This window comes from Alteriqipengyuania abyssalis, assembly GCF_019857185.1.
Lineage (GTDB): Bacteria > Pseudomonadota > Alphaproteobacteria > Sphingomonadales > Sphingomonadaceae > Alteriqipengyuania > Alteriqipengyuania abyssalis.
The window spans coordinates 504,500-527,927 of the sequence record NZ_JAHWXP010000003.1 but is presented as its reverse complement, the minus strand read 5'-3'; the positions used below and the strand labels follow the sequence as shown (position 1 = coordinate 527,927).

Annotated in this window: 25 protein-coding genes; 16 read left to right on the top strand and 9 right to left on the bottom strand. The window is 67.5% G+C overall.

Annotated features, from left to right (window positions below):
* The first annotated feature begins 40 nt into the window (after positions 1 to 40).
* From metX to metW, 3 genes are read left to right on the top strand one after another with little or no spacing between them, the layout of a single operon-like run.
* Positions 41 to 1,150 (top strand): homoserine O-acetyltransferase MetX, encoded by a 1,110-nt coding sequence (metX, locus tag KYN89_RS12290; RefSeq protein WP_222825324.1) that lies wholly within the window; start codon positions 41 to 43, stop codon positions 1,148 to 1,150.
* Positions 1,147 to 1,569, top strand: coding sequence for a GNAT family N-acetyltransferase (locus KYN89_RS12285; RefSeq protein WP_222825323.1), 423 nt, complete (start codon positions 1,147 to 1,149; stop codon positions 1,567 to 1,569). The genes metX and KYN89_RS12285 overlap by 4 nt, the downstream gene beginning before the upstream one ends.
* Positions 1,566 to 2,168 (top strand): methionine biosynthesis protein MetW, encoded by a 603-nt coding sequence (gene metW, locus KYN89_RS12280; protein WP_222825322.1) that lies wholly within the window; start codon positions 1,566 to 1,568, stop codon positions 2,166 to 2,168. The genes KYN89_RS12285 and metW overlap by 4 nt, the downstream gene beginning before the upstream one ends.
* A gap of 133 nt (positions 2,169 to 2,301) precedes the next feature.
* Here the strand turns inward: metW and KYN89_RS12275 are convergent, their stop codons facing one another.
* Positions 2,302 to 2,682 (bottom strand): VOC family protein, encoded by a 381-nt coding sequence (locus tag KYN89_RS12275; RefSeq protein ID WP_222825321.1) that lies wholly within the window; start codon positions 2,680 to 2,682, stop codon positions 2,302 to 2,304.
* A gap of 140 nt (positions 2,683 to 2,822) precedes the next feature.
* Here KYN89_RS12275 and bchI point away from each other — a divergent pair, with 140 nt between their 5' ends.
* Genes bchI through KYN89_RS12255 form a run of 4 tightly spaced genes read left to right on the top strand, consistent with a single transcriptional unit; the run spans position 2,823 to position 6,557 of the window.
* Positions 2,823 to 3,824 (top strand): magnesium chelatase ATPase subunit I, encoded by a 1,002-nt coding sequence (gene bchI / locus KYN89_RS12270; protein WP_222825320.1) that lies wholly within the window; start codon positions 2,823 to 2,825, stop codon positions 3,822 to 3,824.
* Positions 3,821 to 5,500 (top strand): magnesium chelatase subunit D, encoded by a 1,680-nt coding sequence (locus KYN89_RS12265; RefSeq protein WP_222825319.1) that lies wholly within the window; start codon positions 3,821 to 3,823, stop codon positions 5,498 to 5,500. Before bchI ends, KYN89_RS12265 begins: the two co-directional genes overlap by 4 nt.
* Complete coding sequence (gene bchO / locus KYN89_RS12260; protein ID WP_222825318.1) at positions 5,497 to 6,387, top strand: alpha/beta fold hydrolase BchO; 891 nt, start codon at positions 5,497 to 5,499, stop codon at positions 6,385 to 6,387. Before KYN89_RS12265 ends, bchO begins: the two co-directional genes overlap by 4 nt.
* A 20-nt stretch (positions 6,388 to 6,407) precedes the next feature.
* Positions 6,408 to 6,557, top strand: coding sequence for a hypothetical protein (locus KYN89_RS12255; RefSeq protein WP_222825317.1), 150 nt, complete (start codon positions 6,408 to 6,410; stop codon positions 6,555 to 6,557).
* A 13-nt stretch (positions 6,558 to 6,570) separates the two neighbouring features.
* On the opposite strand, the gene KYN89_RS12250 is transcribed toward KYN89_RS12255, so the two are convergent.
* The gene (locus tag KYN89_RS12250; RefSeq protein ID WP_488153967.1) at positions 6,571 to 7,395 is read right to left on the bottom strand and encodes a hydroxyneurosporene dehydrogenase; all 825 of its coding nucleotides are present in this window, start codon (positions 7,393 to 7,395) and stop codon (positions 6,571 to 6,573) included.
* Positions 7,396 to 7,409: 14 nt separating this feature from the next.
* Positions 7,410 to 8,978, bottom strand: a complete 1,569-nt coding sequence (crtD, locus tag KYN89_RS12245; RefSeq protein WP_222825315.1) for a 1-hydroxycarotenoid 3,4-desaturase CrtD — start codon at positions 8,976 to 8,978, stop codon at positions 7,410 to 7,412.
* A 109-nt stretch (positions 8,979 to 9,087) separates the two neighbouring features.
* On the opposite strand from crtD, the gene KYN89_RS12240 reads away from it, so the two are divergent.
* The 9 genes from KYN89_RS12240 (at position 9,088) to pufM (ending at position 17,657) form a co-directional block, all read left to right on the top strand.
* Positions 9,088 to 10,158, top strand: coding sequence for a methyltransferase (locus tag KYN89_RS12240; protein WP_222825314.1), 1,071 nt, complete (start codon positions 9,088 to 9,090; stop codon positions 10,156 to 10,158).
* Between the two features lie 112 nt (positions 10,159 to 10,270).
* Positions 10,271 to 11,206, top strand: coding sequence for a chlorophyll synthesis pathway protein BchC (bchC, locus tag KYN89_RS12235; RefSeq protein WP_222825313.1), 936 nt, complete (start codon positions 10,271 to 10,273; stop codon positions 11,204 to 11,206).
* The gene (locus KYN89_RS12230) at positions 11,203 to 12,198 is read left to right on the top strand and encodes a chlorophyllide a reductase iron protein subunit X (RefSeq protein WP_222825312.1); all 996 of its coding nucleotides are present in this window, start codon (positions 11,203 to 11,205) and stop codon (positions 12,196 to 12,198) included. Before bchC ends, KYN89_RS12230 begins: the two co-directional genes overlap by 4 nt.
* Positions 12,199 to 12,202: 4 nt before the next feature.
* Positions 12,203 to 13,744 (top strand): chlorophyllide a reductase subunit Y, encoded by a 1,542-nt coding sequence (gene bchY / locus KYN89_RS12225; RefSeq protein WP_222825311.1) that lies wholly within the window; start codon positions 12,203 to 12,205, stop codon positions 13,742 to 13,744.
* The gene (gene bchZ / locus KYN89_RS12220) at positions 13,741 to 15,201 is read left to right on the top strand and encodes a chlorophyllide a reductase subunit Z (protein ID WP_222825310.1); all 1,461 of its coding nucleotides are present in this window, start codon (positions 13,741 to 13,743) and stop codon (positions 15,199 to 15,201) included. The genes bchY and bchZ overlap by 4 nt, the downstream gene beginning before the upstream one ends.
* 124 nt (positions 15,202 to 15,325) lie before the next feature.
* Positions 15,326 to 15,490, top strand: a complete 165-nt coding sequence (gene pufB, locus KYN89_RS12215; RefSeq protein WP_010236081.1) for a light-harvesting antenna LH1, beta subunit — start codon at positions 15,326 to 15,328, stop codon at positions 15,488 to 15,490.
* Between the two features lie 78 nt (positions 15,491 to 15,568).
* Positions 15,569 to 15,757, top strand: coding sequence for a light-harvesting antenna LH1, alpha subunit (pufA, locus tag KYN89_RS12210; RefSeq protein ID WP_010236080.1), 189 nt, complete (start codon positions 15,569 to 15,571; stop codon positions 15,755 to 15,757).
* A gap of 130 nt (positions 15,758 to 15,887) precedes the next feature.
* Positions 15,888 to 16,712: a photosynthetic reaction center subunit L gene (pufL, locus tag KYN89_RS12205; protein WP_222825309.1), complete on the top strand. Its 825-nt coding sequence runs from the start codon at positions 15,888 to 15,890 to the stop codon at positions 16,710 to 16,712.
* Positions 16,713 to 16,727: 15 nt separating this feature from the next.
* The gene (gene pufM / locus KYN89_RS12200) at positions 16,728 to 17,657 is read left to right on the top strand and encodes a photosynthetic reaction center subunit M (protein ID WP_222825308.1); all 930 of its coding nucleotides are present in this window, start codon (positions 16,728 to 16,730) and stop codon (positions 17,655 to 17,657) included.
* A gap of 66 nt (positions 17,658 to 17,723) precedes the next feature.
* On the opposite strand, the gene KYN89_RS12195 is transcribed toward pufM, so the two are convergent.
* From KYN89_RS12195 to ppsR, 6 genes are all read right to left on the bottom strand, one after another.
* Positions 17,724 to 17,993, bottom strand: coding sequence for a hypothetical protein (locus tag KYN89_RS12195; RefSeq protein WP_222825307.1), 270 nt, complete (start codon positions 17,991 to 17,993; stop codon positions 17,724 to 17,726).
* A 1-nt stretch (position 17,994) separates the two neighbouring features.
* Positions 17,995 to 18,474: a TspO/MBR family protein gene (locus tag KYN89_RS12190; protein WP_222825306.1), complete on the bottom strand. Its 480-nt coding sequence runs from the start codon at positions 18,472 to 18,474 to the stop codon at positions 17,995 to 17,997.
* Between the two features lie 13 nt (positions 18,475 to 18,487).
* A complete protein-coding gene (locus tag KYN89_RS12185; RefSeq protein WP_222825305.1) occupies positions 18,488 to 19,681 on the bottom strand; it encodes a geranylgeranyl diphosphate reductase in 1,194 nt (397 codons plus the stop codon).
* On the bottom strand, positions 19,678 to 21,012 hold the full coding sequence (locus KYN89_RS12180; RefSeq protein ID WP_222825304.1) for a BCD family MFS transporter: 1,335 nt from the start codon (positions 21,010 to 21,012) through the stop codon (positions 19,678 to 19,680). Before KYN89_RS12180 ends, KYN89_RS12185 begins: the two co-directional genes overlap by 4 nt.
* Complete coding sequence (gene chlG / locus KYN89_RS12175) at positions 21,012 to 21,914, bottom strand: chlorophyll synthase ChlG (protein WP_222825303.1); 903 nt, start codon at positions 21,912 to 21,914, stop codon at positions 21,012 to 21,014. The genes KYN89_RS12180 and chlG overlap by 1 nt, the downstream gene beginning before the upstream one ends.
* A gap of 68 nt (positions 21,915 to 21,982) precedes the next feature.
* On the bottom strand, positions 21,983 to 23,413 hold the full coding sequence (ppsR, locus tag KYN89_RS12170; protein WP_222825302.1) for a transcriptional regulator PpsR: 1,431 nt from the start codon (positions 23,411 to 23,413) through the stop codon (positions 21,983 to 21,985).
* Between the last annotated feature and the right edge of the window lie 15 nt (positions 23,414 to 23,428).

The window sequence follows — 23,428 nt, the reverse complement described above, 5'->3', positions numbered from 1 at the left end:
TTCACAAGCATGCGAAGTGGCGGTAAGGCGGCCGGCGACAATGCCAGCCTGTAATCCCGACCTGTGCCTGACGCTGCCCGATCCGCTGCCGCTGGATAGCGGCGCGACGCTCGCGCCCGTCACCATCGCCTACCAGCAATATGGCGAGCTTTCGCCGGAGCGCGACAATGTGGTTCTTATCTTCCACGCGCTGACCGGCGACCAGTACGTGGCGAGCCCGCATCCGGCGACCGGCAAACCCGGCTGGTGGGACCGGATGGTCGGCCCGCGCAAGCCGATCGACACCAACCGCTTCTGCGTGATCTCTACCAATGTGATCGGCGGATGCATGGGTTCGACCGGCCCCGCAAGCGAAGGGCCCGACGGCAAGCCCTATGGCCAGCGCTTCCCCGTGGTCACGATCCACGACATGGTCCGCGCGATCGCGGGCCTGCTCGACGTGCTCGAAATCGACAAGGTCCACGCGGCGGTTGGCGGGTCGATGGGCGGGATGCAGGCGATGGCCTTTGCGTCCGATTTTCCGGGGCGCGCGGAGCGCGTGCTGGTGCTGGCCAGCGCCGCGCGCCAGTCCGCGCAGAACATCGCCTTCCACGAAGTCGGGCGGCAGGCGATCATGGCCGATGCCAACTGGAACGGGGGCGCGTACTACGATGGCGCGCATCCCGATGCAGGCCTCGCGGTGGCGCGAATGGCGGCGCACATCACCTATCTGTCCGAAGCCGGGCTGACCGAGAAGTTCGGGCGACGGCTGCAACAGCGACCCGATGGCAGCGATGGTGCCAAGTCCTTCGGGTTCGAGGCGGATTTCCAGGTCGAATCCTACCTGCGGTATCAGGGCAGCGGCTTCACCCGACGCTTCGACGCCAATTCCTACCTCTATATCACCCGCGCGATCGACTATTTCGATCTGGCGGAAACACACGGCGGGCGGCTGGCCGATGCCTTTGCGCACACCTCTTCGCGGTTCTGCATCGTCAGTTTCGATACCGACTGGCTCTACACCACGGAGGAAAGCCGCCACATCGTGCGCGCGCTGAACGCGGCGGGCGCGCCGGTCAGCTTCGTCGAGCTGTCATCGCCTTATGGCCATGACGGGTTCCTGCTCGATACGCCGGGGCTAGACGAGGTCGTGCAGGGGTTCGTGTCGTGACCGAACTCCCTGAAGGGTACGAGCTGCGCGAGGGGGCCGATGCCCGGTCCGCGCACGCTTTTCTGACGCAAAGCTACTGGTCGCCGGGCATCCCGCTCGAAACGGTCGAGCGCGCGCTGGCCAACAGCCTGTGCGTGTCTGCACTGCATGGCGGTGCGCAGGTTGGCATGGCCCGGGTGATTACCGACCGGACGACCTTCGCCTATCTCGCGGATGTCTATGTGCTCGACGGGCATGGAGGCAAAGGGCTGGCCAAGGCGATGGTCGGCTATCTGCAGGAGCATACAGAGTTGCAGGGGTTGCGCCGCTGGATGCTGGCGACACGCGATGCGCACGGTTTGTACGAAAGCCTCGGCTGGCAGTCTCTTCCCGACCCGAGCCTTTTCATGCAGCGCCATTTTCCGGACATTTACGCATGAGCACGCTTCCTGATCTGCGCCCCGATCTTGCGGCGATTGCCGGGACGATCCCTGACGGATCGCGCGTGCTCGATATCGGCTGCGGAGAGGGCACGCTGCTCGCCGCGCTGGCGGAGCACAAGGGAATCGACGCACGCGGTCTGGAGATCGACCCCGAACGTGTGGCGACCTGCGTGTCGCGCGGGCTTTCCGTGGTGCAGGGCGATGCCGAGGCCGATCTGGTGCATTACCCGGACGACGCGTTCGATTACGCGATTCTCGGCCAGACGATCCAGATGGTCGACCGGCCTGCCGAGGTGATCGACGCACTGCTGCGCGTGGGCCGATCCGCCTTCGTCAGCTTCCCCAACTTCGCGCACTGGCGGATGCGGGTCGCGCTGGGGCTGGGCGGGCGCATGCCGGTGACGCCCGCGCTGCCCGAAAGCTGGCACGCGACCGGCAATATCCGCAATCTGACGGTGGTCGATTTCAAGGAACTGGTGAGCGACCGTGGCGCCCGGATCGAGCGCAGCTGGTACTTCGCGAAGGGTCGCGAGATCGGCGAATTCGGCGCAAACCTGCGCGCCGAATTCGCCCTGTTCCTGATCGGGCGCGGTTAGGCCCGCATTTCTCCCCTCCCCTGGGGAGGTGCAGGGGGTGGGGGTTCGGCATTGGTGGTTTGTGCCGCCCAAAGCCACGAACGCTGTACACCCCCTCCCACCCTCCCCCTCAAAGGGGAGGAGTCAGGCTGCATCAGCTCGGGCGATACATCGCGCAGATCTTGTTGCCCGCGGGATCGCGCAGATAGGCGAGATACAGCTTCATCCCGGCGCCTTCGCGCAGGCCCGGCGGGTCTTCGATCGCGGTGCCACCATGGGCGAGGCCAGCCTCGTGCCATGCATTGGCCTGTTCCTCGCTGGTCGCGGCGAAGCCGATGGTCGAGCCATTGCCGCAACTCGCGGGCTGGCCGTCGATCGGCTTGGTGATCAGGAAGATGCCGCCATTGTGCATGTAGATCACCCGGCCCTTGGGATCGACCGAGCCCTCGCGCCCGCCGAGCGCCTTGAAGCACGCATCGTAGAAGGTCTTGGACGCCTCGATATCTTCGGCGCCGAGCATGACGTGGCTGAACACTGGTTTCTCTCTCCCATATTGGTTGCAGTCTGCCACCTTTCCCTAGCAGCGCGGGCGCGCCGTACAATGGAGGAATGGGGGGCGGAATGGGGATGAATGCCCTTGCCAGCGCCCTCCCGCTACGACACTCTGCTGTCCAGATGGCGCGTTTCCCGTTTTCAGCGATCGTCGGTCAGGACGAGATGAAGCAGGCGCTGCTGATCGCCGCGGTCGATCCTGCGATCGGCGGGGTGATGGTGTTCGGCGACCGGGGGACGGGCAAGTCCACCGCTGCGCGCGCGCTCGCCAGCCTGCTCCCTCCGATCAGCGCGATTCAGGATTGCCCCTACGGCTGTTCGAAGGATGATCAGGCGCGCTACCCCGACGTGTGCGGGACCGGCCCGCTGCGCAAGCGCCCCGTGCCCTTCGTCGACCTGCCGCTGGGCGCGACCGAAGACCGCGTGCTGGGCGCACTCGATCTGGAGCGCGCGCTGCGCAGCGGCGAAAAGGCGTTCGAGCCCGGGCTGCTCGCCAAGGCGCATCGCGGTTTTCTCTATATCGACGAGATCAACCTGCTCGAGGACCATCTGGTCGACCTGCTGCTGGATGTCGCCGCCTCGGGCGAGAACGTGGTCGAGCGTGAGGGGCTGTCGGTCCGCCACCCGGCCAAGTTCGTGCTGATCGGCAGCGGTAACCCGGAAGAGGGCGAGCTGCGCCCGCAATTGCTCGACCGGTTCGGCCTGTCGGTGGAAGTGCGCACGCCGGGCGACATCGAATCCCGCGTCGAGATCATGCGGCGGTGTGCGGCGCAGGAGGCCGATTCCCAAGGCTTTGCGGATGACTGGGCGGACGAAGACGCCAAGGTGCTGCGCCGGGTGGACCGGGGGCGCAAAAGGCTCGCCTCGGTGACCATTCCCGACGCGGTGCTGCATAAGGCCGCCGAGCTGTGCATGGCGGTGGGCGCGGATGGCCTGCGCGGCGAGCTGACCCTGATGCGCGCGGCCAAGGCGCTGGCCGCGCTGGAAGGCGCCAAGACGGTCGGCCAGGCGCATCTGGTCGCGGTCGCCCCCTCGGCATTGCGGCACCGCTTGCGGCGCGACGTACTCGACGAGACCGGCTCGACCGCGCGGATCGAGCGTGCGCTCGACGAAGTGTTTGCGTGAGCCGGGCAGAGCCCGCACCGCCCGACCCGGCTCGCGATGCGTGCCTCGCTCTCTCGCTGTTTCTGGCCGCTCCGGCCCAGCTCGGCGGGCTCAGCCTGCGCGGCAGCGGTCCTGCGCGCGAGGCGTTGCTGGAGATGCTGCGCGATACCGGCGTGGCGGTGCGGCGGATGCCCGCGCATGTCGATGACGAGCGGCTGCTGGGCGGGGTCGACCTCGCCGCCAGCCTTGCGAGCGGGCGCACGGTGCGGGCGCGCGGCCTGCTGGAAGAGATCGCGGGCGGGGTGCTGGTGGTGCCGCTGGCCGAACGGCTCGACCACGCGGTCGCGGGGCGGCTGGCGCAGGCGCTGGATGGCGATGCGCGGTTCGGCCTGGTGCTGCTCGACGATGGAATCGAGGACGAAGGACCGCCCGCCGCGCTGCTGGAGCGGATCGCCTTCCACTGCGACCTGACCAGCGCAGGGCTGGCGGAGGGCGCGCTGCGCAGTGCCGACCCCGCCAATGTCGCGCCGCTGGACGAAGAAGCGCTGCACGCGCTCGCCGCAACGGCCGCCGCGCTGGGCGTCGAGTCGATCCGCGCGCTCAATTTCGCGAACGCTGCCGCGCGCGCCCATGCTGCGCTGGAGGGGCGCGGGGCGGTGAGCGAGGACGACATCGCCACCGCCGCGCGGCTGGTGCTTGGCCCGCGCGCGACCCGGCTGCCCGAGATGCCCAAGCAGCCCGAGGAGGAGCCCACCCCACCGCCCGACGACACCGATGCGGGCGAACGCGACGCGGCATCCGATCCCGGAGACACCCCGCTGGACGACGTCGTGCTCGACGCCGCGCTGGCGAGCATTCCGCCCGATCTGCTGGCCCGTCTCGCAGAGGGCAAGGCGCGGCGCAGCAGCGGCAGCGGCGGGGGCAGGAAGCGTATCTCCGGCCTGCGCGGCAAGCCGCTCTCTGCCCGGCCCGGCAGCCCGCGCGGCGGGGCGCGGCTGGCGCTGGTCGATACTCTGCGCGCGGCGGTGCCGTGGCAGCAATTGCGGCGGCGCGAATACGAAGCCGCCAACGACCGCCTGATCATTCGCAGCTCCGATATCCGCGTGCGCCGTTATGAAGAGCGCAGCGGGCGCGTCACGATCTTCTGCGTCGATGCCTCGGGCTCGGCGGCGGCGGCGCGGCTGGCGGAGGCCAAGGGCGCGGTCGAGCTGATGCTCGCGCAGGCCTATGTCACGCGCAGCGAGGTTGCGCTGGTCGCTTTCCGGGGGACGGGTGCGGAGCTGCTGCTGCCGCCCACCCGCTCTCTCACCCGCGCCCGCCGCGTGCTCTCCGCGATGCCGGGCGGGGGCGGAACGCCGCTCGCGCTGGGGCTGCAGGCGGGGCACCAGCTGGCCGAGGCGGTGCAGGCGCGGGGCAAGACCGCGCATCTGGTGATCCTGACCGACGGGCGCGCCAATATCGACGCCGAGGGCAAGGGCGGACGCCCGCAGGCCAAGGCCGACGCGCTGGATGCTGCGAGAGCGATCGCTGCGCGCGGGATCGATGCGCTGGTGGTCGACATCTCCGCGCGCACTGCGCCCGAGGCGGGCGAGCTGGCGCAGGCGATGCACGCGCGCTTCCTCGCGCTGCCGATGGCCGATGCGGCGAAGCTGCACGCGGCGGTCATTGCCGCCGCCCCGCAGGCGCGCGCCGCATGAGCGAGCCGCTCAACTGGGACCGCGACGGGCGCCACTGGCCGCATCGCGACGCGAGTCGCTTCGTGACAAGCGGCGGCATCCGCTGGCACGTGCAGGTGATGGGGCGGGCGCTTGGCACCGCGCCGGTCCTGCTGCTGCTCCACGGCACGGGCGCTTCGTGTCATTCGTGGCGGGGCGTGATGCCGCAGCTCGCGGACCGCTACACCCTGATCGCGCCGGACCTGCCCGGCCATGCCTTTACCGGCAGCGTGCGCGATGCGCAGATGACCCTGCCCGGCATGGCCGATGCGGTGCATGGCCTGATCCAGACGATGGACATCGCACCCGCCGCGATCATCGGCCATTCGGCGGGCGCGGCGATCGCGCTCACTCTGGTGCAGGCGCGCTATCCCGATACGCCGGTGATCGGCCTCAACCCCGCGCTCGCGCCGTTTCCCTGGCCCGCCACGCAGGTCTTCCCGGCGGTCGCGCGGCTGCTCGCGCTCAATCCGCTGGTGCCGAAGTTCTTCTCCGGGATGACGCGGCTTGCGGGCGATACCGAGGGTTTCATCCAGCGCTCGACCGGCTCTCGCCTCGATCGCGAAGGTGCGCGCTGCTACGCGACGCTGCTGGGCAATAGCCGCCATGCGCGCGGTGCGCTGGCGATGATGGCCAATTGGGATCTCGATACGCTCGACCGCGCGCTGCCGGGCATCGCGAACCCGGTGCTGCTGATCCATGCCCGCGGCGACGATGCCATTCCATTGAGCGGCGTGCAGGACGCCGCGCGCAAGCTGCCCGACGCCACGCTGGAGGTGCTCGACGGCCTCGGCCACCTCGCGCACGAGGAACAGCCCGAGCGGGTGGCGCAGCTGATCCGCGCGTTTCTGGAAGCCCGTGCTATCTAGTCGCCAGGGGAGAACGAGCGATGGAACGCTTCGGCGAGCATTTCGGCTGGATCGAGATCGTGTTCACCGCGGTTGTCGCGCTGGGCTTCGCCGGCTGGCAATACTGGTCTGTCAGCCGGGAGATAAGGCGCGACAAGGAGGAGAAGGAGCGCGAGGCCCGCGACGAGTGAGGCCGCTGCGCGCTTATGCGTCGACCCGCGGCATCCGGTAGGGCAGCATGAACTGCACCACGGGCGAGGCGAAGCGCTTCAGGTTCAGGCTCTCCTGCACCGCCACTACCTGTTCGCCATAAATCCGCGCGCCCAGCGTCGAGCGCGCGTAGAACGGTGAATCCTCCCATGTCTTGATCACGCTCGCATGGCCGCGATCCGCGCGCGTTCGGCGTTCCATCTGCCATGCGGTGTTGGGCAATGGTGCGGCGAGTGGCAGTTCGGCCTGCTGCGGCAGGCCATAGGCATCGAAGCGGATCGCGCTGGCGAAGCGCGAGCCGTCGCTGCGCTTGCCTTCATAGCTGACCACCGCGCCTTCTTTCAGATGCGCGCGCGACCAGTGCCAGACGTCGAACCCGTCTTCGAGCGACTCGCTCCCGAAATTGGAATCGAGATAGGCGCGGCCCGTCCAGCTGAGCGAAGGCTCGTGCATCTCCACCTCGATCCGTGCGCGCGGGGCGAGGCAGTGCCAGTGGTGCTTCGCGCCCGGGTCGAGCGCGAAGCCGACCGGGTTGAGCGCTTCGGGGATCACGCGGATCACCCCGCGAACCGGGCGCTGCCAGGGGATGCCCAGCCGCTTGTCGCGTTCCTCGATCGCGATTTCCAGCGCCTCGCCGGTCCAGTGCACGCTGCTCGGCCCGATCGCCAGCGTGTCGCGCTCCTGCACCACCGCCTCCCCGCCGCGCTCGGTCATCGCCCAGCGCGCCCTGGGGCCGTAGAGTGCGACATTGAGCGCTGCGTGGTTGAGCGGATCGCCGCGACCGCTGGCCTTGTAATAGGGGGAGAAGACGCTGCCCAGAAAGGCGATGATCGTCAGGCCGTGCTGGCAGTCTTCCGAGATCGCGTCGACATACCACCAGCCATAGCCGCCCGGCGGGATGGCCGCATCGAAGCGAGGCGTGCCATCGCCGCGCGCGCCCCGATCTGCCCGGACAAGGCGGCCATCGGCACGCCCGCGCCCGGATGGGTGCTCCCCCCGACGCAGAAGAGCCCAGGGATCCGCGTGGCTGCCCCCTGGCGCAGGAAGGACGCCGCCCATCCGTGCGAGGCCCGTCCATAAAGGGCCCCACCCGTCGAAGGGAACAGCGCGTCGAAATCCGCCGGGGTGACCAGCCGGTGCGGGAAATCCGCCTCCAGCTCCAGCCCGCAGCGGGCGAGGCTGCGTGTCATGCTGCGCGTGCATTGGTCGAGCTCCTTCTGGGTAAAGTCGTGGCGGTCGCCATTGGCCGGGGCGTTGACGATCACTTGGAAGCGCTCGCGCCCAGTTGGCGCGGCGGTGTCCTCGGCGAGGTCTGCCGCGCGATCCTGCGCGCAGATGTAGACCGACGGATCGTCGATCTGGCGGCCCCGTTTCAGCTGGTCGAACTCGGCGCGGTAGTCGGGCGAGAAGAACACGTTGTGGCGCGACAGGGGAAAGCCGCCGGTCTTCGCGTGCGCCAGCCACACCATTGCGGAGAGCGAGCGGCGGCCCTGCGGCACGCGGCCGACCGCGCGCTGTGCCTCCTCGCCGAAACACCCGTGGGCCAGCGCTGCCGGATCGGCATTGCACAGCACCGCATCGGCTGCGATCCGCTCTCCATTGGCCAGGATGACGCCCGATGCGCCCTTGCGGTCGGTCTCTATCCGGGCGACGCCTTCGCCCAGCCGGAAGCGTGCGCCGTTCGCCTCTGCCAGCGCCCTGAGCGCCTCGGCCAGCGCGCTCATCCCGCCCTCGATCAGCCATACGCCCCGCGCCTCGACATGCGCGATCAGCATCAGCGTAGCGGGGGAGGAGAAGGGGGAGGAGCCGCAATAGGTGGTGTAGCGGGCGAATAACTGGCGCAGGCGCTGGTCCCGGAAATGCTCGCCCAGCACCTTCCACAGGCTCTCGTAAGGGCGGATTGCGGCGAGATCGCCGACCCGGGTGAGGCCGATCCGCTGCATCAGCGGCAGCGGCCAGAACACCTTGCCCTGCCGCAGCAGGCTTTCGTCGAGGATGTTGTAGATCCGCCGCGCCTCGGCCCGGAACGCGCGATAGCCGCGCGCCGCCTCGGCCCCGGCGAAATCGCCGATCGACTCTTCGCTGCGCATCGGATCGGCGAACAGGTCGAGTCGCTCGTCCTGCGACCATGCGTGGCGCGCGATGACTTGCGCGGGCCTGATCGAGAGTGCGGAGTGGATGTCGCTGCCGCAGACGCGGAACACCTCCTCGAACACCTCGCGCATGGTGAACACAGTCGGCCCGGCGTCGATCGGCTGGCCGTCGACCGCCAGTCTGCGCGCCTTGCCGCCGACATGGCACTCTTTCTCGATCACGGTGACGTCCTGCCCGCGCGCGGCGAGGAGCGCGGCGCTGACCAGCCCGCCGATGCCGGCTCCGATCACGACAGCCTTGCCGCTCATTCTCGCGCTCTCCCACAAGACGATTGCTATTGACATAGCATGTGTCCAACACACTGGACAAATGATAATCGGTCAAGCGCAATCGGATGGTCCTCCCCGTGGTTGGAGAATGCGCCTGCTGGGCTGGCGGAACCGGATTCTGGGCAGCGCCCGGTTCCAGCGCCACGCGGCGGAGAACCCTTTGCTGCGTCCGATCGCGAGGCGGCGTGCTGGCGCGCTGTTCGACCTGGTGGCGGGCTTCACCTACTCTCAGGTACTGTTGTGCACGGTTGAGAGTGGTTGTGTGCAGCGCCTTGGCGAAGGGCCTGCAGACGCGGACGAGCTGGCGCGACTCGCCGGATTGTCGCCCGATGCAACGCTCAGGCTGCTGCGCGCGGCGGCGGCGATCGGGATTGTCGAGCACGTTGCTGGCGACTGGTGGATGCTCGGCCGTCACGGGGCTGCGCTGCACGGGAATGCGGGCGCGCTGGCGATGATCCGCCATCATACCCTGCTCTATGCCGATCTTGCCGACCCGCTCGCCTTGCTGCGCGCCGATCGCGCGCGGCCGACCGCATTGTCGCATTTCTGGTCCTATGCGGGGAGGGCGGCGGAGGCCGATCCGCAGCGTGCGGGCGCCTATTCGCAGCTGATGTCCGCCTCGCAAGCGCCCGTCGCGCAGGAGGTTCTGGCGGCGTACGACCTGTCGCGCCATGCCTCCCTGCTCGATGTCGGCGGTGGGCAGGGCACGTTTCTGGAGGCCGTCGGTGCCGCGCATCCCGCGCTCCGACTCGGCCTGTTCGACCTGCCCGAAGTGACCGCGCGACTCGAGGCGGGCCGAGTCGCCGTCCACCCCGGCAGCTTCTTCGAAGATGCCCTGCCGCGCGGCTATGACTGCATCTCGCTGGTGCGAATTCTCCACGATCACGACGACGGCCCGGCGCTGGAAATCCTGCGCAACATCCGCGCCGCGCTAGAGCCGGGCGGTACATTGCTGATCGCCGAACCAATGGCCGACACGCCCGGCGCCGAAGCAATGGGTGATGCCTATTTCGGCTTCTATCTCTGGGCCATGGGCCAGGGCCGCCCCCGCACCGCAAAGGAAATCCGTTCAATGCTGCGAGACGCTGGGTTCGTGCGCAGCCGTCGGATTGCGGCGCGTCAGCCTATCATCACGTCTCTGATGGTCGCTGTTGCCTGACAGCTTATCTGTCATCCTGAATTGACAGTATAGATTGTCAGGCGTAGCAAAAGGGTGGGCCATCGCACCTTCGGGACGCCGACGGACCCAAGTGAAGAGAGGGACCGACGCAATGGATGCAATGGCCGTCACACTCGAGGGACCGGGGCGCCTCGCGCTCAAGCGTCTCGAGCTGCATGCGGTCGAGGCATCCGACGTGGTCGTCTCCATTCACTGGAGCGGCGTCAGTACCGGCACGGAGAAGCTGCTTTGGACCGGCGAAATGCCGTCCTTCCCGGGCATGGGCTATCCACTGGTGCCCGGCTATGAATCGGTCGGGCGGATCGTCGATGCCGGGCCGGCTGCGCAAGGCCGCATCGGGGAGTGGGTCTTCGTCCCCGGAGCCAGTTGCTACGCCGATGCGCGCGGACTGTTCGGCGGTGCCGCGCAGACGCTGATCGTGCCGTCCGCCCGCGCGCTTCCGATCCCCGAGTCGCTGGCCGAGCAGGGCGTGCTGTTCGCACTCGCCGCGACCGCACAGCACGCACTGGCTGGCGGAGAGCCGCCCGACCTCATCGTCGGCCACGGAGTTCTCGGCCGCTTGCTGGCACGCATGACGATCGCTTCGGGCGCGCCTGCCCCTACCGTGTGGGACAACAAGGCGCACCGCCGCACCGGCGCGCTCGGCTATGAGGTTATCGCGCCCAAGGACGACGAACGGCACGATTACCGCGCAATCTACGATGCCAGCGGCAGCAGCGACGTGATCGACATCCTGATGACCCGGCTTGGCCGCCAGGGAGAGATCGTGCTCGCGGGCTTTTACGCCAGCCGGATCAGCTTTGCCTTTCCCGCAGCCTTCCAGCGCGAGGCGCGCCTGCGCGTCGCTGCAGAATGGCAGCCCGAAGATCTCGCGGCGACCCACACCCTCATCGAAAGCGGCGCGCTGAACCTCGCCGGTCTGGTCACCGACGTGGCCCCGGCAGGCGATGCGCAGACCGCATATCCCACGGCTTTCGAGGATCAGGAATGCCTCAAGCTGGTGCTGGACTGGAGCGAACTTGCATGACCCATCTCGACCAACTCTCTGCCGTGGACGCCCTGCGCGAAGAGGCCGCGATCGAGCCCGATCCGGTGCACGATGGCGAGGTGACCAAGGAAACGCAGGTCATCGCGATCTACGGCAAGGGTGGCTCGGGTAAGAGCTTCGCACTGTCCAACCTCAGCTACATGATGGCGCAGCAGGGCAAGCGCGTGCTGCTGATCGGCTGCGATCCCAAGAGCGACACCACCAGCCTGCTGTTCGGCGGCAAGGCCTGCCCGACGATCATCGAAACCTCGTCCAAGAAGAAGCTCGCGGGCGAGGAAGTCAGCATCGAGGATGTCTGCTTCCAGCGCGACGGCGTGTTCGCGATGGAGCTGGGCGGGCCCGAGGTCGGCCGCGGCTGCGGCGGGCGCGGGATCATCCACGGGTTCGAACTGCTCGAGAAGCTGGGCTTTCACGAGTGGGGCTTCGACTACGTCCTGCTCGACTTCCTGGGTGATGTGGTGTGCGGCGGCTTCGGCCTGCCGATCGCGCGGGACATGTGCCAGAAGGTGATCGTGGTCGGCTCGAACGACCTGCAATCGCTCTACGTCGCCAACAACGTGTGCAAGGCGGTCGAATATTTCCGCTCGATGGGCGGCAATGTCGGCGTCGCGGGCATGATCGTGAACAAGGACGACGGCACGGGCGAGGCGCAGGCCTTTGCGAAAGCCGTCGACATCCCGGTGCTGTGCGCGATCCCCGCAAACGACGACATCCGTAAGAAGTCGGCTAATTACCAGATCATCGGCACGCCCGGTGGCGAGTGGGCTTCGCTGTTCGAAGAGCTGGCGATCAACGTCGCCAAAGCACCGCCGCAGCGGCCCACGCCGCTGGAGCAGGACGGTCTGCTCGACCTGTTCAGCCCCGAGGAAACCGGCGGCAATGTCGAACTGGTGCCCGCCACGCAGGCGGACATGCGCGGTGGGGCGTTCGAGCCCAAGCCGAGCCTCGAAGTGGTTTACGACGAGGTCTGATGGAATGAGCGACGCCATCACTTCCGGTACCCGCGCAGCTGACAGGCTCGATCTCGGCAAGCCCGAGGAGGGCGGCTGCGCGAGCGGCGACACGATGCGTGAGGCCGCCCGCAAGGCTGGCAAGAGCGACATCCTCGACCAGTATGCGCGCGACTATCCGCTCGACGAGGCGAGGGCAGGCCCGCACGATCAGCCGCAGAGCATGTGCCCTGCCTTCGGGTCCTTGCGCGTAGGGCTGCGGATGAAGCGAACCGCGACCGTGCTCTCGGGCAGCGCGTGCTGTGTCTACGGTCTCACCTTCACCAGCCACTTCTACGGCGCGCGGCGGACGGTCGGTTACGTGCCGTTCAGCTCTGAAACGCTCGTCACCGGCAAGCTGTTCGAGGACATCAAGGAAGCGGTCGAGCAACTCGCCGACCCGGCGCAATACGATACGATCATCGTCACCAACCTGTGCGTGCCCACCGCCAGCGGCGTGCCGCTTCGGCTGCTGCCCGACCAGATCAACGGCGTGCGGATTATCGGTATCGACGTGCCCGGCTTCGGCATCCCGACCCATGCCGAGGCGAAGGACGTTCTCGCGGGCGCGATGCTCAAATATGCGCGCGAAGAGGCGGACGAAGGTCCGGTCGCCGCGCCGACCCATCGACCGGACCGACCGACGGTGACTCTCCTGGGAGAGATGTTCCCCGCTGACCCGGTCGTGATCGGGCAATTGCTCGAGCCGCTTGGCCTCGCGGCCGGCCCGGTCGTTCCCACGCGCGAGTGGCGCGAACTTTATTCGGCGCTCGATTGCGCCGCCGTTGCCGCGATCCACCCGTTCTACACCGCCAGCGTGCGCGAGTTCGAGGCGGCCGGGCGCGGTGTCGTCGGCTCCGCGCCGGTCGGCCGCGACGGCACCGCCGCCTGGCTCGATGCGATCGGGGCGACATGCGGCATCGCGCAGGGCAAGGTCGATGCGGCCAAGAATGCGATCCTGCCCGCGATCGAGGGCGCGCTTGCGGCAATGCCGATCGAGGGGCGCGTCACCGTGTCGGGCTACGAAGGCTCCGAACTGCTGGTCGCGCGGCTGCTGATCGAAAGCGGGGCGGATGTGCCCTATGTCGGCACCGCTTGCCCGCGCACCAGATGGTCCGATCCGGATCGCGAGTGGCTCGAGGCGAAAGGCGTGCGGGTCAATTACCGTGCGAGCCTCGAAGAGGACATCGCCGCTTACGAGGAATTCGGCCCCGATCTCGCGATCGGCACCACGCCGGTCGTGCAGCACGCGAAGCAGAAGGCGACGCCCGCGCTCTACTTCACCAACCTCATCTCGGCCCGGCCGCTGATGGGTCCGGCAGGGGCGGGCAGCCTCGCACAGGTGATCAACGCGGCGCTGGGCAACAAGTCGCGGTTCGACCGGATGCGCGACTTCTTCGAAGGCGTCGGTGCGGACGACAATGCGGGCATCTGGGAGGATACCCCGGTCGACCGCCCGCAGTTCAAGAAGAAGTTCGCCGCGCAAACCGCCGCCGCGCTCAAGGCGGCGGAGGCGGTGGGATCATGACCCTCGTCCTCGATCACGACAGAGCCGGGGGCTACTGGGGCGCGGTCTACGTGTTTACCGCGGTGAAGGGCCTGCAGGTCGTGATCGACGGGCCGGTGGGGTGCGAGAACCTGCCGGTGACGAGCGTGCTGCACTACACCGACGGCCTGCCGCCGCACGAATTGCCGATCGTCGTCACCGGGCTGGGCGAGGAAGAGCTGGGCAAGACCGGCACCGAAGCCGCGATGAAGCGGGCGTGGAAGACGCTCGACCCGGAACTTCCCTCGGTCGTCGTCACGGGTTCGATTGCCGAGATGATCGGCGGAGGGGTGACCCCGGAGGGCACCACGATCCGCCGCTTCCTGCCGCGTACGATCGACGAGGATCAGTGGGAAAGCGCCGATCGCGCGCTGAGCTGGCTGTGGACCGAGTTCGGGCCGAAGAAGATGCCCAAGGCCAAGGCGCTGAAGGATGGCGAGAAGCCGCTCGTCAACATCATCGGGCCTGCCTACGGCATGTTCAACATGGCCAGCGACATGGCCGAAATCCGCCGCCTGCTCGAAGGCATCGGGGCGGAGGTGAACTGCGTCTTCCCGCTCGGCAGTCACCTCGCCGACATGCGCAAGCTCGCCAATGCGCACGCCAACGTGTGCATGTACCGCGAATATGGCCGCAACCTGTGCGAGCTGCTCGAGCGGCCGTTCTTCCAGGCACCCATCGGGCTGAGTTCGACCACCAGTTTCCTGCGCGCACTGGGCGAGGAGTTGGAGCTCGACCCCGAACCCTTCATCGAGAAGGAAAAGCACACCACGATCAAGCCGCTATGGGACCTGTGGCGCTCGGTCACGCAGGATTTCTTCGGCACCGCCAATTTCGGGATCTGTGCGAACGAGACCTACGCGCGCGGCATCCGGCACTTCCTCGAAGAGGATATGGGCCTGCCGTGCAATTTCGCCTTCGGGCGCTGTGCCGGGGTGAAGCCGAAGAACGAAGATGTGCGCGCCGCGATTCATGCCAACCCGCCGCTGGTGGTGTTCGGCAGCTATAACGAGCGAATGTACATGGCGGAGACCGCGGGCGGTGGCCACGGTCCGCAGGCCCAGTTCATCGCAGCGAGCTTTCCCGGCGCCGCGATCCGTCGCCACACCGGCACGCCCTTCATGGGCTATTCGGGCGCGACCTATCTGGTGCAGGAGGTGTGCAATGCGCTGTTCGACGCGCTGTTCCACATCCTCCCGCTGGGCAGCGACATGGACAAGGCCGAGGCGACGCCCACGCGCAAGCAGGCCGCGTTGGGCTGGGAGCCTGCGGCCAAGGCCCGGCTCGACCAGATCGTGGAGGCACAGCCCGTGCTGGTGCGCATCTCCGCCGCCAAGCGCTGGCGCGATGCCGCCGAAGCTGCCGCCCGCCGTGCGGGCGAGACCACCGTCACTGCCGACCGGCTTGCCGATGCCCTGCTCGAAGGGGCGGGCCGGTGAGCCGCGCGGCCATCCAATCCACCCGGTCACGGGCCCAGAAATTCGTGGGGGAGAGCAGTTTCTCACGCGGATACCGCCGGGGCGGCAACGCCCCACCTTGTCCAGCAAGTTTGGAGATTGACCAATGAACGATCCGACACCTGGCGATGATCGCTTCGGTCTGCGGACCTACCTGACGCCGGAAGAAGCCAAGGAATTTCACAAGATTTTCCTGGGTTCCTTCATGGGCTTCACCGGGATCGCCGTCCTCGCCCACATCGCGCTGTGGATCTACAAGCCCTGGCTCTGACCGATCCGCCTCGCTCGTTCGACGCGTGTTGGCGTCAGCGAGCCACATCTGCCGTAACCACATGAAAGGAATTATGAAATGTGGAGAATCTGGCTCATTTTCGATCCGCGCAGGGCGCTTACCGGCCTGTTCGTGTTTCTCTTCGTTCTCGCGCTGCTGATCCACTTCATCCTGCTCAGCACCAACCGGTACAACTGGCTGGATGGCGCAAGTGCCGCCCCGGCGACGACCACTGCGGCGGTCGAAGGCCCGGCGACGACGGGATAGCAACCCGCCGGACGTGACGGGGGCGGGCCTCAACTTCCGTCCCCGCAGCCGGCGCCGCTGAGGCGGCACGGCACAAACATCTGGGATGAACCCTAGAAGCCCCGCGTGACGGGGCGGGAAGGATGGACCAATGGCGCTCCTTAGCTTCGAGCGGAAATACCGTGTGCGTGGCGGCACGCTGATCGGTGGCGACCTGTTCGATTTCTGGGTCGGTCCATTCTACGTCGGGTTCTTCGGTGTGACCGCGGCGATCGCGGCGTTGCTGGGCACGTTGCTGATCTTCGCTTCGGCCTCACAGGGGCCGACGTGGAATCCGTGGCTGATCTCCATCGAACCGCCCCCCATCGACGCAGGGCTTGCCGCCGCCCCGCTCAATGCGGGCGGCTATTGGCAGATCATCACCGTGTGCGCGCTGATCGCGTTTGTCTCATGGGCGCTGCGGCAGGTGGAAATCTCCCGCAAGCTCGGGATGGGCTATCACGTGCCGGTCGCCTTCAGCTTCGCCATTCTGGCCTATGCCACGCTGGTGGTGATCCGCCCGCTATGGCTGGGGGCGTGGGGCTACGGCTTCCCGTACGGCATCTTCACCCACCTCGATTGGGTGTCGAATACCGGCTATTCCTACGTTAACTTCCACTACAATCCGCTGCACATGGTCGCGATCACGTTCTTCTTCACGACCTGCCTCGCGCTTGCGCTGCACGGTGCGCTGGTGCTGTCCGCGGTGAATGTGCCGCGCGGCACCGAGGTGAAGTCGCCCGAATACGAAGACACCTATTTCCGCGATTTCGTCGGCTATTCGATCGGCACGATCGGCATCCACCGGCTGGGCCTGCTGCTGGCGCTCAATGCCGGGTTCTGGAGTGCCGCCTGCATGATCCTCGCCGGGCCGCTGTACCAGGGCAGCTTCCCCGAATGGTGGAGCTGGTGGCGCAGCATCCCGATCTGGTCCTGAGGAAGGGAGTACGTCATGGCACGCTACCAGAATATCTTCACGCAGGTTCAGCTGGAGGGCCCGGCCGAGATGGGCATCGCGCTGCCCTTCACCGATGAGCCGCGCATTCCGATTCATTCCAACGCTTACTGGTTCGGCAAGCTTGGCCAGGCGCAGCTGGGGCCGATCTATCTCGGCTGGCTGGGTGTCGCCTCGCTGCTTTTCGGCTTTATCGCGATCGAGATCATCGGGCTCAACATGCTCGCCTCGGTCAACTGGAGTCCGGTGGCCTTCGTGCGCGAGTTCTTCTGGCTCTCGCTTCAGCCGCCGGGGCCTGAATGGGGCTTCTCCCCCTTCGTCCCGCTGGCCGAAGGTGGCTGGTGGATCATGGCCGGGTTCTTCCTGACCACATCGATCCTGCTGTGGTGGGCCCGCACCTACCGCCGCGCGAAAGCGCTGGGGATGGGCCTGCACGTCTGCTGGGCCTTCGCCAGCGCGATCTGGCTGTATCTGGTGCTGGGCTTCATCCGCCCGGGGCTGATGGGCAGCTGGTCGGAGGCGGTGCCTTTCGGGATCTTCCCGCACCTCGACTGGACCAACAACTTCTCGCTGATTTACGGCAACCTCTTCTACAACCCGTTCCATGCGCTCTCGATCGCCTTCCTCTACGGATCGGCCCTGCTGTTCGCGATGCATGGGGGCACCATCCTGGCGGTCAGCCGCTATGGCGGCGAGCGGGAGATCGAGCAGATTACCGATCGCGGCACCGCGTCCGAGCGGGCCGGCCTGTTCTGGCGCTGGACCATGGGTTTCAACGCGACGATGGAATCGATCCACCGCTGGGCCTGGTGGTTCGCCATCCTGACCACGCTGACCGGCGGGATCGGCATCCTGTTGACCGGCACCGTGGTCGACAACTGGTACCTGTGGGCGCAGGAGCACCACTACGCACCGCCGCCGCGCTGACGCGTCGTCTCAAACTCAGACACGCGAGAGCCCGGCCCCGATGGCCGGGCTCTTGTCGTTTCGGGATCAATGGGTCGCGCGCAGCCTGTGCCGCAGGTCGAGCAGATGCAGCGGGAAGGCGAGTGCGACCGGCAACGAGACCCAGTACCACTCCGCGCCTACAAGGGCCGCGCGCAGGCCGAGCACGATCAGCGCAGCAGGTCCGATCAGGCCGATAATCGCGGTGAAGGCCCAGCCGCGCCGGGCGAGGATTAGCGCTTCGATTGTCAGCACGCCGAGCACGATGTCCGCCGCGTGACCGCTTGCGAACAGCGCCTCCATCATGGCTGCCGCCATGCTAGAACGGGCCGTTGAGCTGGACGATGTTCCAGTTGAGCGCGCCCGCGATGCTGACCCAGATCAGGTAGGGGACCAGCGCGAGTGCGGAGAGGCGCGAGAAGCGTCCGCAATAAAGGATCAGTACCAGCACCGAGAGCCATAGCGCGACCAGTTCGGCGAACGCCCAGTCGGGCCTTTGCGAGCGGAAAAACAGCAGGCTCCATAGGATGTTGAGGAAGCCGTTGAGCGCGAACAGGCCGATGGTGGTGGTGCGTGCATTGGCATTGGGGGCGGAGAGCCAGGCACTCACCGCAGCAAGCGCGGCCAGCGCGAAAATGGCGGTCCATGCGATCGGGAAGACGTAGCCGGGCGGAGTCCAGTCCGGCTTGGCGAGCGACTGATACCAGGGGCCCAGATCGGTGATCGTGCCGCCCAGCATCGCCACGCCAAGCGCGGCAATGCCCGCCACCAGAATCGGCAAAAACCAGCTGCGCCCCATTACGTCGGTATCCTCAAGCGGGTGCCTTCAACCCCAGCAGATGGGCGCAATCCTTCAGGAAGATGCGGACATGCGCAACCGGTTTTGCGCGCACCAGCCGCTTGTTCATATAGGCTTCCCAAGTCAGCTGCTGCACATCGCGGTCGGCGCACATGGTCACGAACCGCTCGCGCCGCTTGTCGCTCGAATACCAGAAATGCTGCATCATCCCGAGCACCCAGAACACCTTGCCGTGTTCGCGCATGAAGGCCTTGCGCGCACCGCGCAGCGCAGCAGGCTGCCCGGTCGCGAGGAACTGCGCGGCGGCCTGCGCGACGCAGCGCCCGCCCATCATCGCGTAATAGATGCCCTCGCCACTGGCCGGAGCGACCACACCCGCAGCATCGCCCGCGACGATGACGTCAGCGCCGTTGTCCCACCGCTTGAGCGGCTTGAGCGGGATCGGCGCGCCTTCGCGGCGGATCGTCTCGCAGCCATCGAGCTCCAGATCGCCGCGCATCCGCGCGACTGCGCCGCGCAGGGAGAAACCCTTGTTCGCGCTGCCCACACCCACGCTCGCGGTTTCGCCGTGGGGGAACACCCAGGCGTAGAAATCGGGCGACAGGCGGCCCTGATAGAACACGTCGCAGCGCGATGCGTCGAAGTGATCGCTGTCGTTGGCGGGCGACTGGATGATTTCGTGATAGGCGAACACGCACTTCATCCGCTCGGCACCCGCGATGTTCTGTGCGGCGACCGCAGAGCGTGCGCCGTCCGCGCCGATCACCAGCCTTGTGCGCACCCGCTGGATCTCGCCGCCGCGCTGCTCGCGATAGCACACGGTCGGCGGCTGGCCTTCCTTGCGCTCGATCGTCTCGAACGTGCCGGTACGCCGCTCGGCGCCTGCCTGAGCCGCACGCTCTCGCAGCCATTCGTCGAACACGTCGCGGTCGACCATTCCGACATAGCCGATCTCGCCCACCGGCATGTCGACTGTGCGGTTCGACGGGGCGATCATCCGGGCCGAGCGGGCGCGGGCGACCAGCAGGTGGTGCGGGATCTCGAAATCCTTGAGCAGGCGCGGGGGCACCGCGCCGCCGCACGGCTTGATCCGGCCTGCCCGGTCGAGCAGCAGAACCCGGTGCCCCTCGCGGGCAAGGTCGGTTGCGATCGTGGCTCCCGAGGGGCCACCGCCGACCACCACTGCGTCGTAAACCGTCTCCGTCATGCCGCTGCCACTCCCTTGTCTGCCATTGGCGCCCTGCGTGTCGCCTGCACCGCCAGCACGGCGGCGAGGATGAACAGGCACGCCTCGATCGCGAAGATCAGCTGGAAGGCCGCGCCGTCGCGGCCGATAAGGTGGCGCGCCGCATCGACGCCGAGCGCGCCGGTCAACCCGCCGAGCCCGAAGGCGATCGCCTGCGCTGCGCCCCACACGCCCATGCGCACGCCTTCGCGGGTGTTTTCGCCCGCACCGGCAAGGCCCATCATCGCACCGATCGCGGAGACCGCGAACACGCCGTTGCACAGGCCGAGCAGGAAGACATTGGCGCTCAGCGGCCAGCCCGGCCCGGCCAGCGCCGCCATCGCGAGGCCTGCGAGCGCACAGCCAGAGCCTGCGCAACCGGCGACGATCCACACGCGCAGGTCCACCGGCAGCCGTCCTGCAAAAGCACTGCCGCCCACGCCCGCGATAATCATTCCCAGCAGCACGCCCGAATGCTGGGTGCCCGAAAGACTGGTCGATTCTCCGGGCGACATGCCGAAGACCAGTCCCGCGAAGGGCTCGAGGATCAGGTCCTGCATCGAATAGGCGAGCATCGAGACGAAGATCAGCACGGTGAAACGCCGCGCTGCAGTCTCCTGCATGATCTCGCGCAGCGCCTCGGCGAAGCCCGGTACCTCGCCGCGTGGCCGTTCGGAGAAATCCCGCATCGCGCGCGGCTCCAGCCGCCAGATCGCGGCGCAGGCGAGCGCGAATGCGGTGAGCGCGACGCTGCCGGCAACGCCGATCAGTCGCGCCTCGCTGAATGGATCGAGCAGCGCGCCCGCAACGCCTGCGGCAACCACGATCCCTGCGATCATCATCGTCCATGTAACCGCCGCCGCCGCCGCGCGCCGTTCGGGCACGACTCCCGAGGCCAGCAGCGCGAGCATCGAGGTCCCGGCGGCGCCGACCCCAGCGCCGATCATGGTGAAGGCGACGATCGCCAGCGCGCCGCCCAGCAATGGCGAGTCGGGCAGCATAACCGTGGCGCGCACCGCCAGCAGTGCCCCGCCTGCCAGCATGGCCATTCCGGCGACGATCCACGGCGTGCGCCTGCGGCCCCGATCCGACCCGTGCCCCCACAGTGGCCGCGCCAGCTGGACCGCATAATGCCACGCGACCAGCCCGGCGGGGACCGCCGCGACGAGCGCGTATTCGACCACCATCACCCGGTTGAGCAGCGAGGTCGCCAGCATCACGATCGCTCCGATCGCCGCCTGGACCAGACCCAGCCGGATGATCGCGATCCAGCCGAGGCCGGTCGAGGATGGATGCAACGCAGCGCGACCCATCAGATATAGCCCCCCAGCCCAAGCCCGGCGGCGAGCATGCCGAGGACGTAGAGCGTGACCCCCGTCGCGCCGTACCACGGGGCATTCTTCGCCGGATTGCGCAGCAGCTTGGGCATGAGCGCGCACTGCCCGATCAGCAGTGTGGCGACGATTGCCGCCGACAGGGTGATTCCCCAGGCAAACAGCAGTGCGACCACGACCGCTTGCGCGCCTGCCATCGTCGCACAAGCGAGCAGGCTTGCCCGGCGCACACCCAGCACAACGGGGAGCGAACGCAGTCCGGTTGCCCGGTCACCCTCGACCGCCTTGAAATCGTTGAGCGTCATGATCCCGTGTGCGCCGATCGAGTAGAGTAGCAGCACGATGAGCACGGTTGCCGAGGGCGTCGTGCCCAGCATTACCGTCGCCCCGGTAAACCAGCTCAGCCCCTCATAGGTCAGCCCGACCACGGCGGGGCCCCACCAGCCGCTCGACTTCAGGCGGAAGGGCGGGGCGCTGTAGGCCCAGGCCAGCGCCAGCCCGATCACCGCCGCACCCAGCACCAGCGGGCCCAGCGCCGCCGCGAGGGCGAGCGAGAGAAGCGTGCCGGCGATGGCGATGAACAGGCCCCAGCGACCGGCGATCCGGCCCGAGGGAATTGGGCGGTCGGGTTCGTTGATCGCGTCCACGTGCCGGTCGAACCAGTCGTTCACCGCCTGGCTGGTGCCGCACACCATCGGCCCGGCCAGCAGCACGCCACCGGCCACCAGGATCCAGCGCCCGTCGATGCTCGCGCCGGAGGAAACGACTCCGACCGCGAAGGCCCACATCGGGGGGAACCAGGTGATCGGTTTGAGCAGCGCAAGGACATCGCGGGCCGCAGGTGGCGGCGACGTCTTTAGAGGGAGCGCCGAACGTTCCATGCCGGGCAGCGTATGCCTCGGCACAGCACTCGTCAAACCATTTTGACAGTCAATCTGTCAGCCAAAGGCTACCTGGTTTCTTCACCCTGCTTGCCCAGGCCATAGCGGTTGAGCTTGGAATAGAGGCTCTGCCGGCTGAGGCCGAGAATTTCGGCGGCGGAGGCGCGGTTGTCCGAAGTGTAGAGCAGCGCCGCCTCGATACACAGGCGCTCGATCAGGTCGGTGCTCTCGCGAACAATGTCCTTCAGAGGCATGCGTCCGACCAGATCGGTCAGTTCCTCGACCGAGCGAGGCAGTTCCTCGCCCGCTCCGCTCACATCGCGCAGACGGCGGCCGATGGGCCGAATTACAAATCCGAAATGGCGCGGTTCGCCGTCCTTCTCGGTGCCCGTCGCGACAGAGGAAATCTCCACCGGCTCCTCCGCCGTCCCGCTCAGCGTGCGCACGACGCTCGATACGTTGCGGGCGACCCCTTCCTTCTCCATCTGCCCCGCGATCAGGTCCAGATCGATCCCGGGGCGACCGATGAGGCGCGAGAGCGAGCGGCCGTGCAGCTGCTCCTCGCTCGCGGCGTCGACCAGTTCCACGAAGGCCGCGTTGGCCCGCAGGATCCGCATGTCTTCGTCGGCGACGACGAAGGCGTCTGGCATTCCCTCGATCACCGACGCGAGGGCATGGTCGTCCGAAGGCGTACTTTCGTCCGTCGGGTTGACGATCAGCAGCAGATACTGGCGGCGATTCTGGCTGAATCCGGTCGCGGTAACCACGGCTTCGCGGCTTCCCTTGGCGAGCCTGACCGGGATCGGCGCGGCGGCATCCGCGCCAAGGGCGGAGCCCAGCTGGTTCGCCAGCCGATCGCGCGAGCCGCTGTGAAACAGCCCCTCCAGCTTCTTGCCCTGCAGGCTGTCGGGACGCACTCCGGCGAGCTTGTAGGCGGCCGGGTTCGCCTCGCGGATGCGGTGGCTGTCCGCCTCGACGATCAGCACCGCCTCGCGCGAGCGATCGAACAGCATGCGATAGCGCGCTTCGAGCTGGCGCATGCGCATATAGTCGCGCTCCAGCGCCTGCTGTACCTGCAACAGGCGTTGCTGGGTGCGGGCTGCATCGCGCAGATCGCGGCCCAGCGCGAGGTGGCGTCCTTCGCTGAGGCTGACGAGTGCGTAGCGTACCGGCACATCGCCCTGGCTGGTCGGATGGTTGACCTGCCGCCAGCGACCGGCTTCGCCCTTGCGCGCGGCGGCGAGCATTTCCATGACCTTGGGGCGGCTTTCGATGGTTACCGTTTCGAGCCAGTTGGCCCCGGCCCATTCGACCAGATCGGGAAACTCCCGCTCATCCACCGACACGTCCAGGATGTGACCGGTATCGTCGAGCACGAGCGCGATGTCGCCCGCCGCAAGGGCCAGGCGTTGGGCGGAATCTGCGTCGAGCGCGCCGAAATGCTCGGCGGGATTGCCGAATTTGCGATCCGCGTCGGAGCGGTGCTTCTTGGTCAGCATCTGGTACTCGCCCCC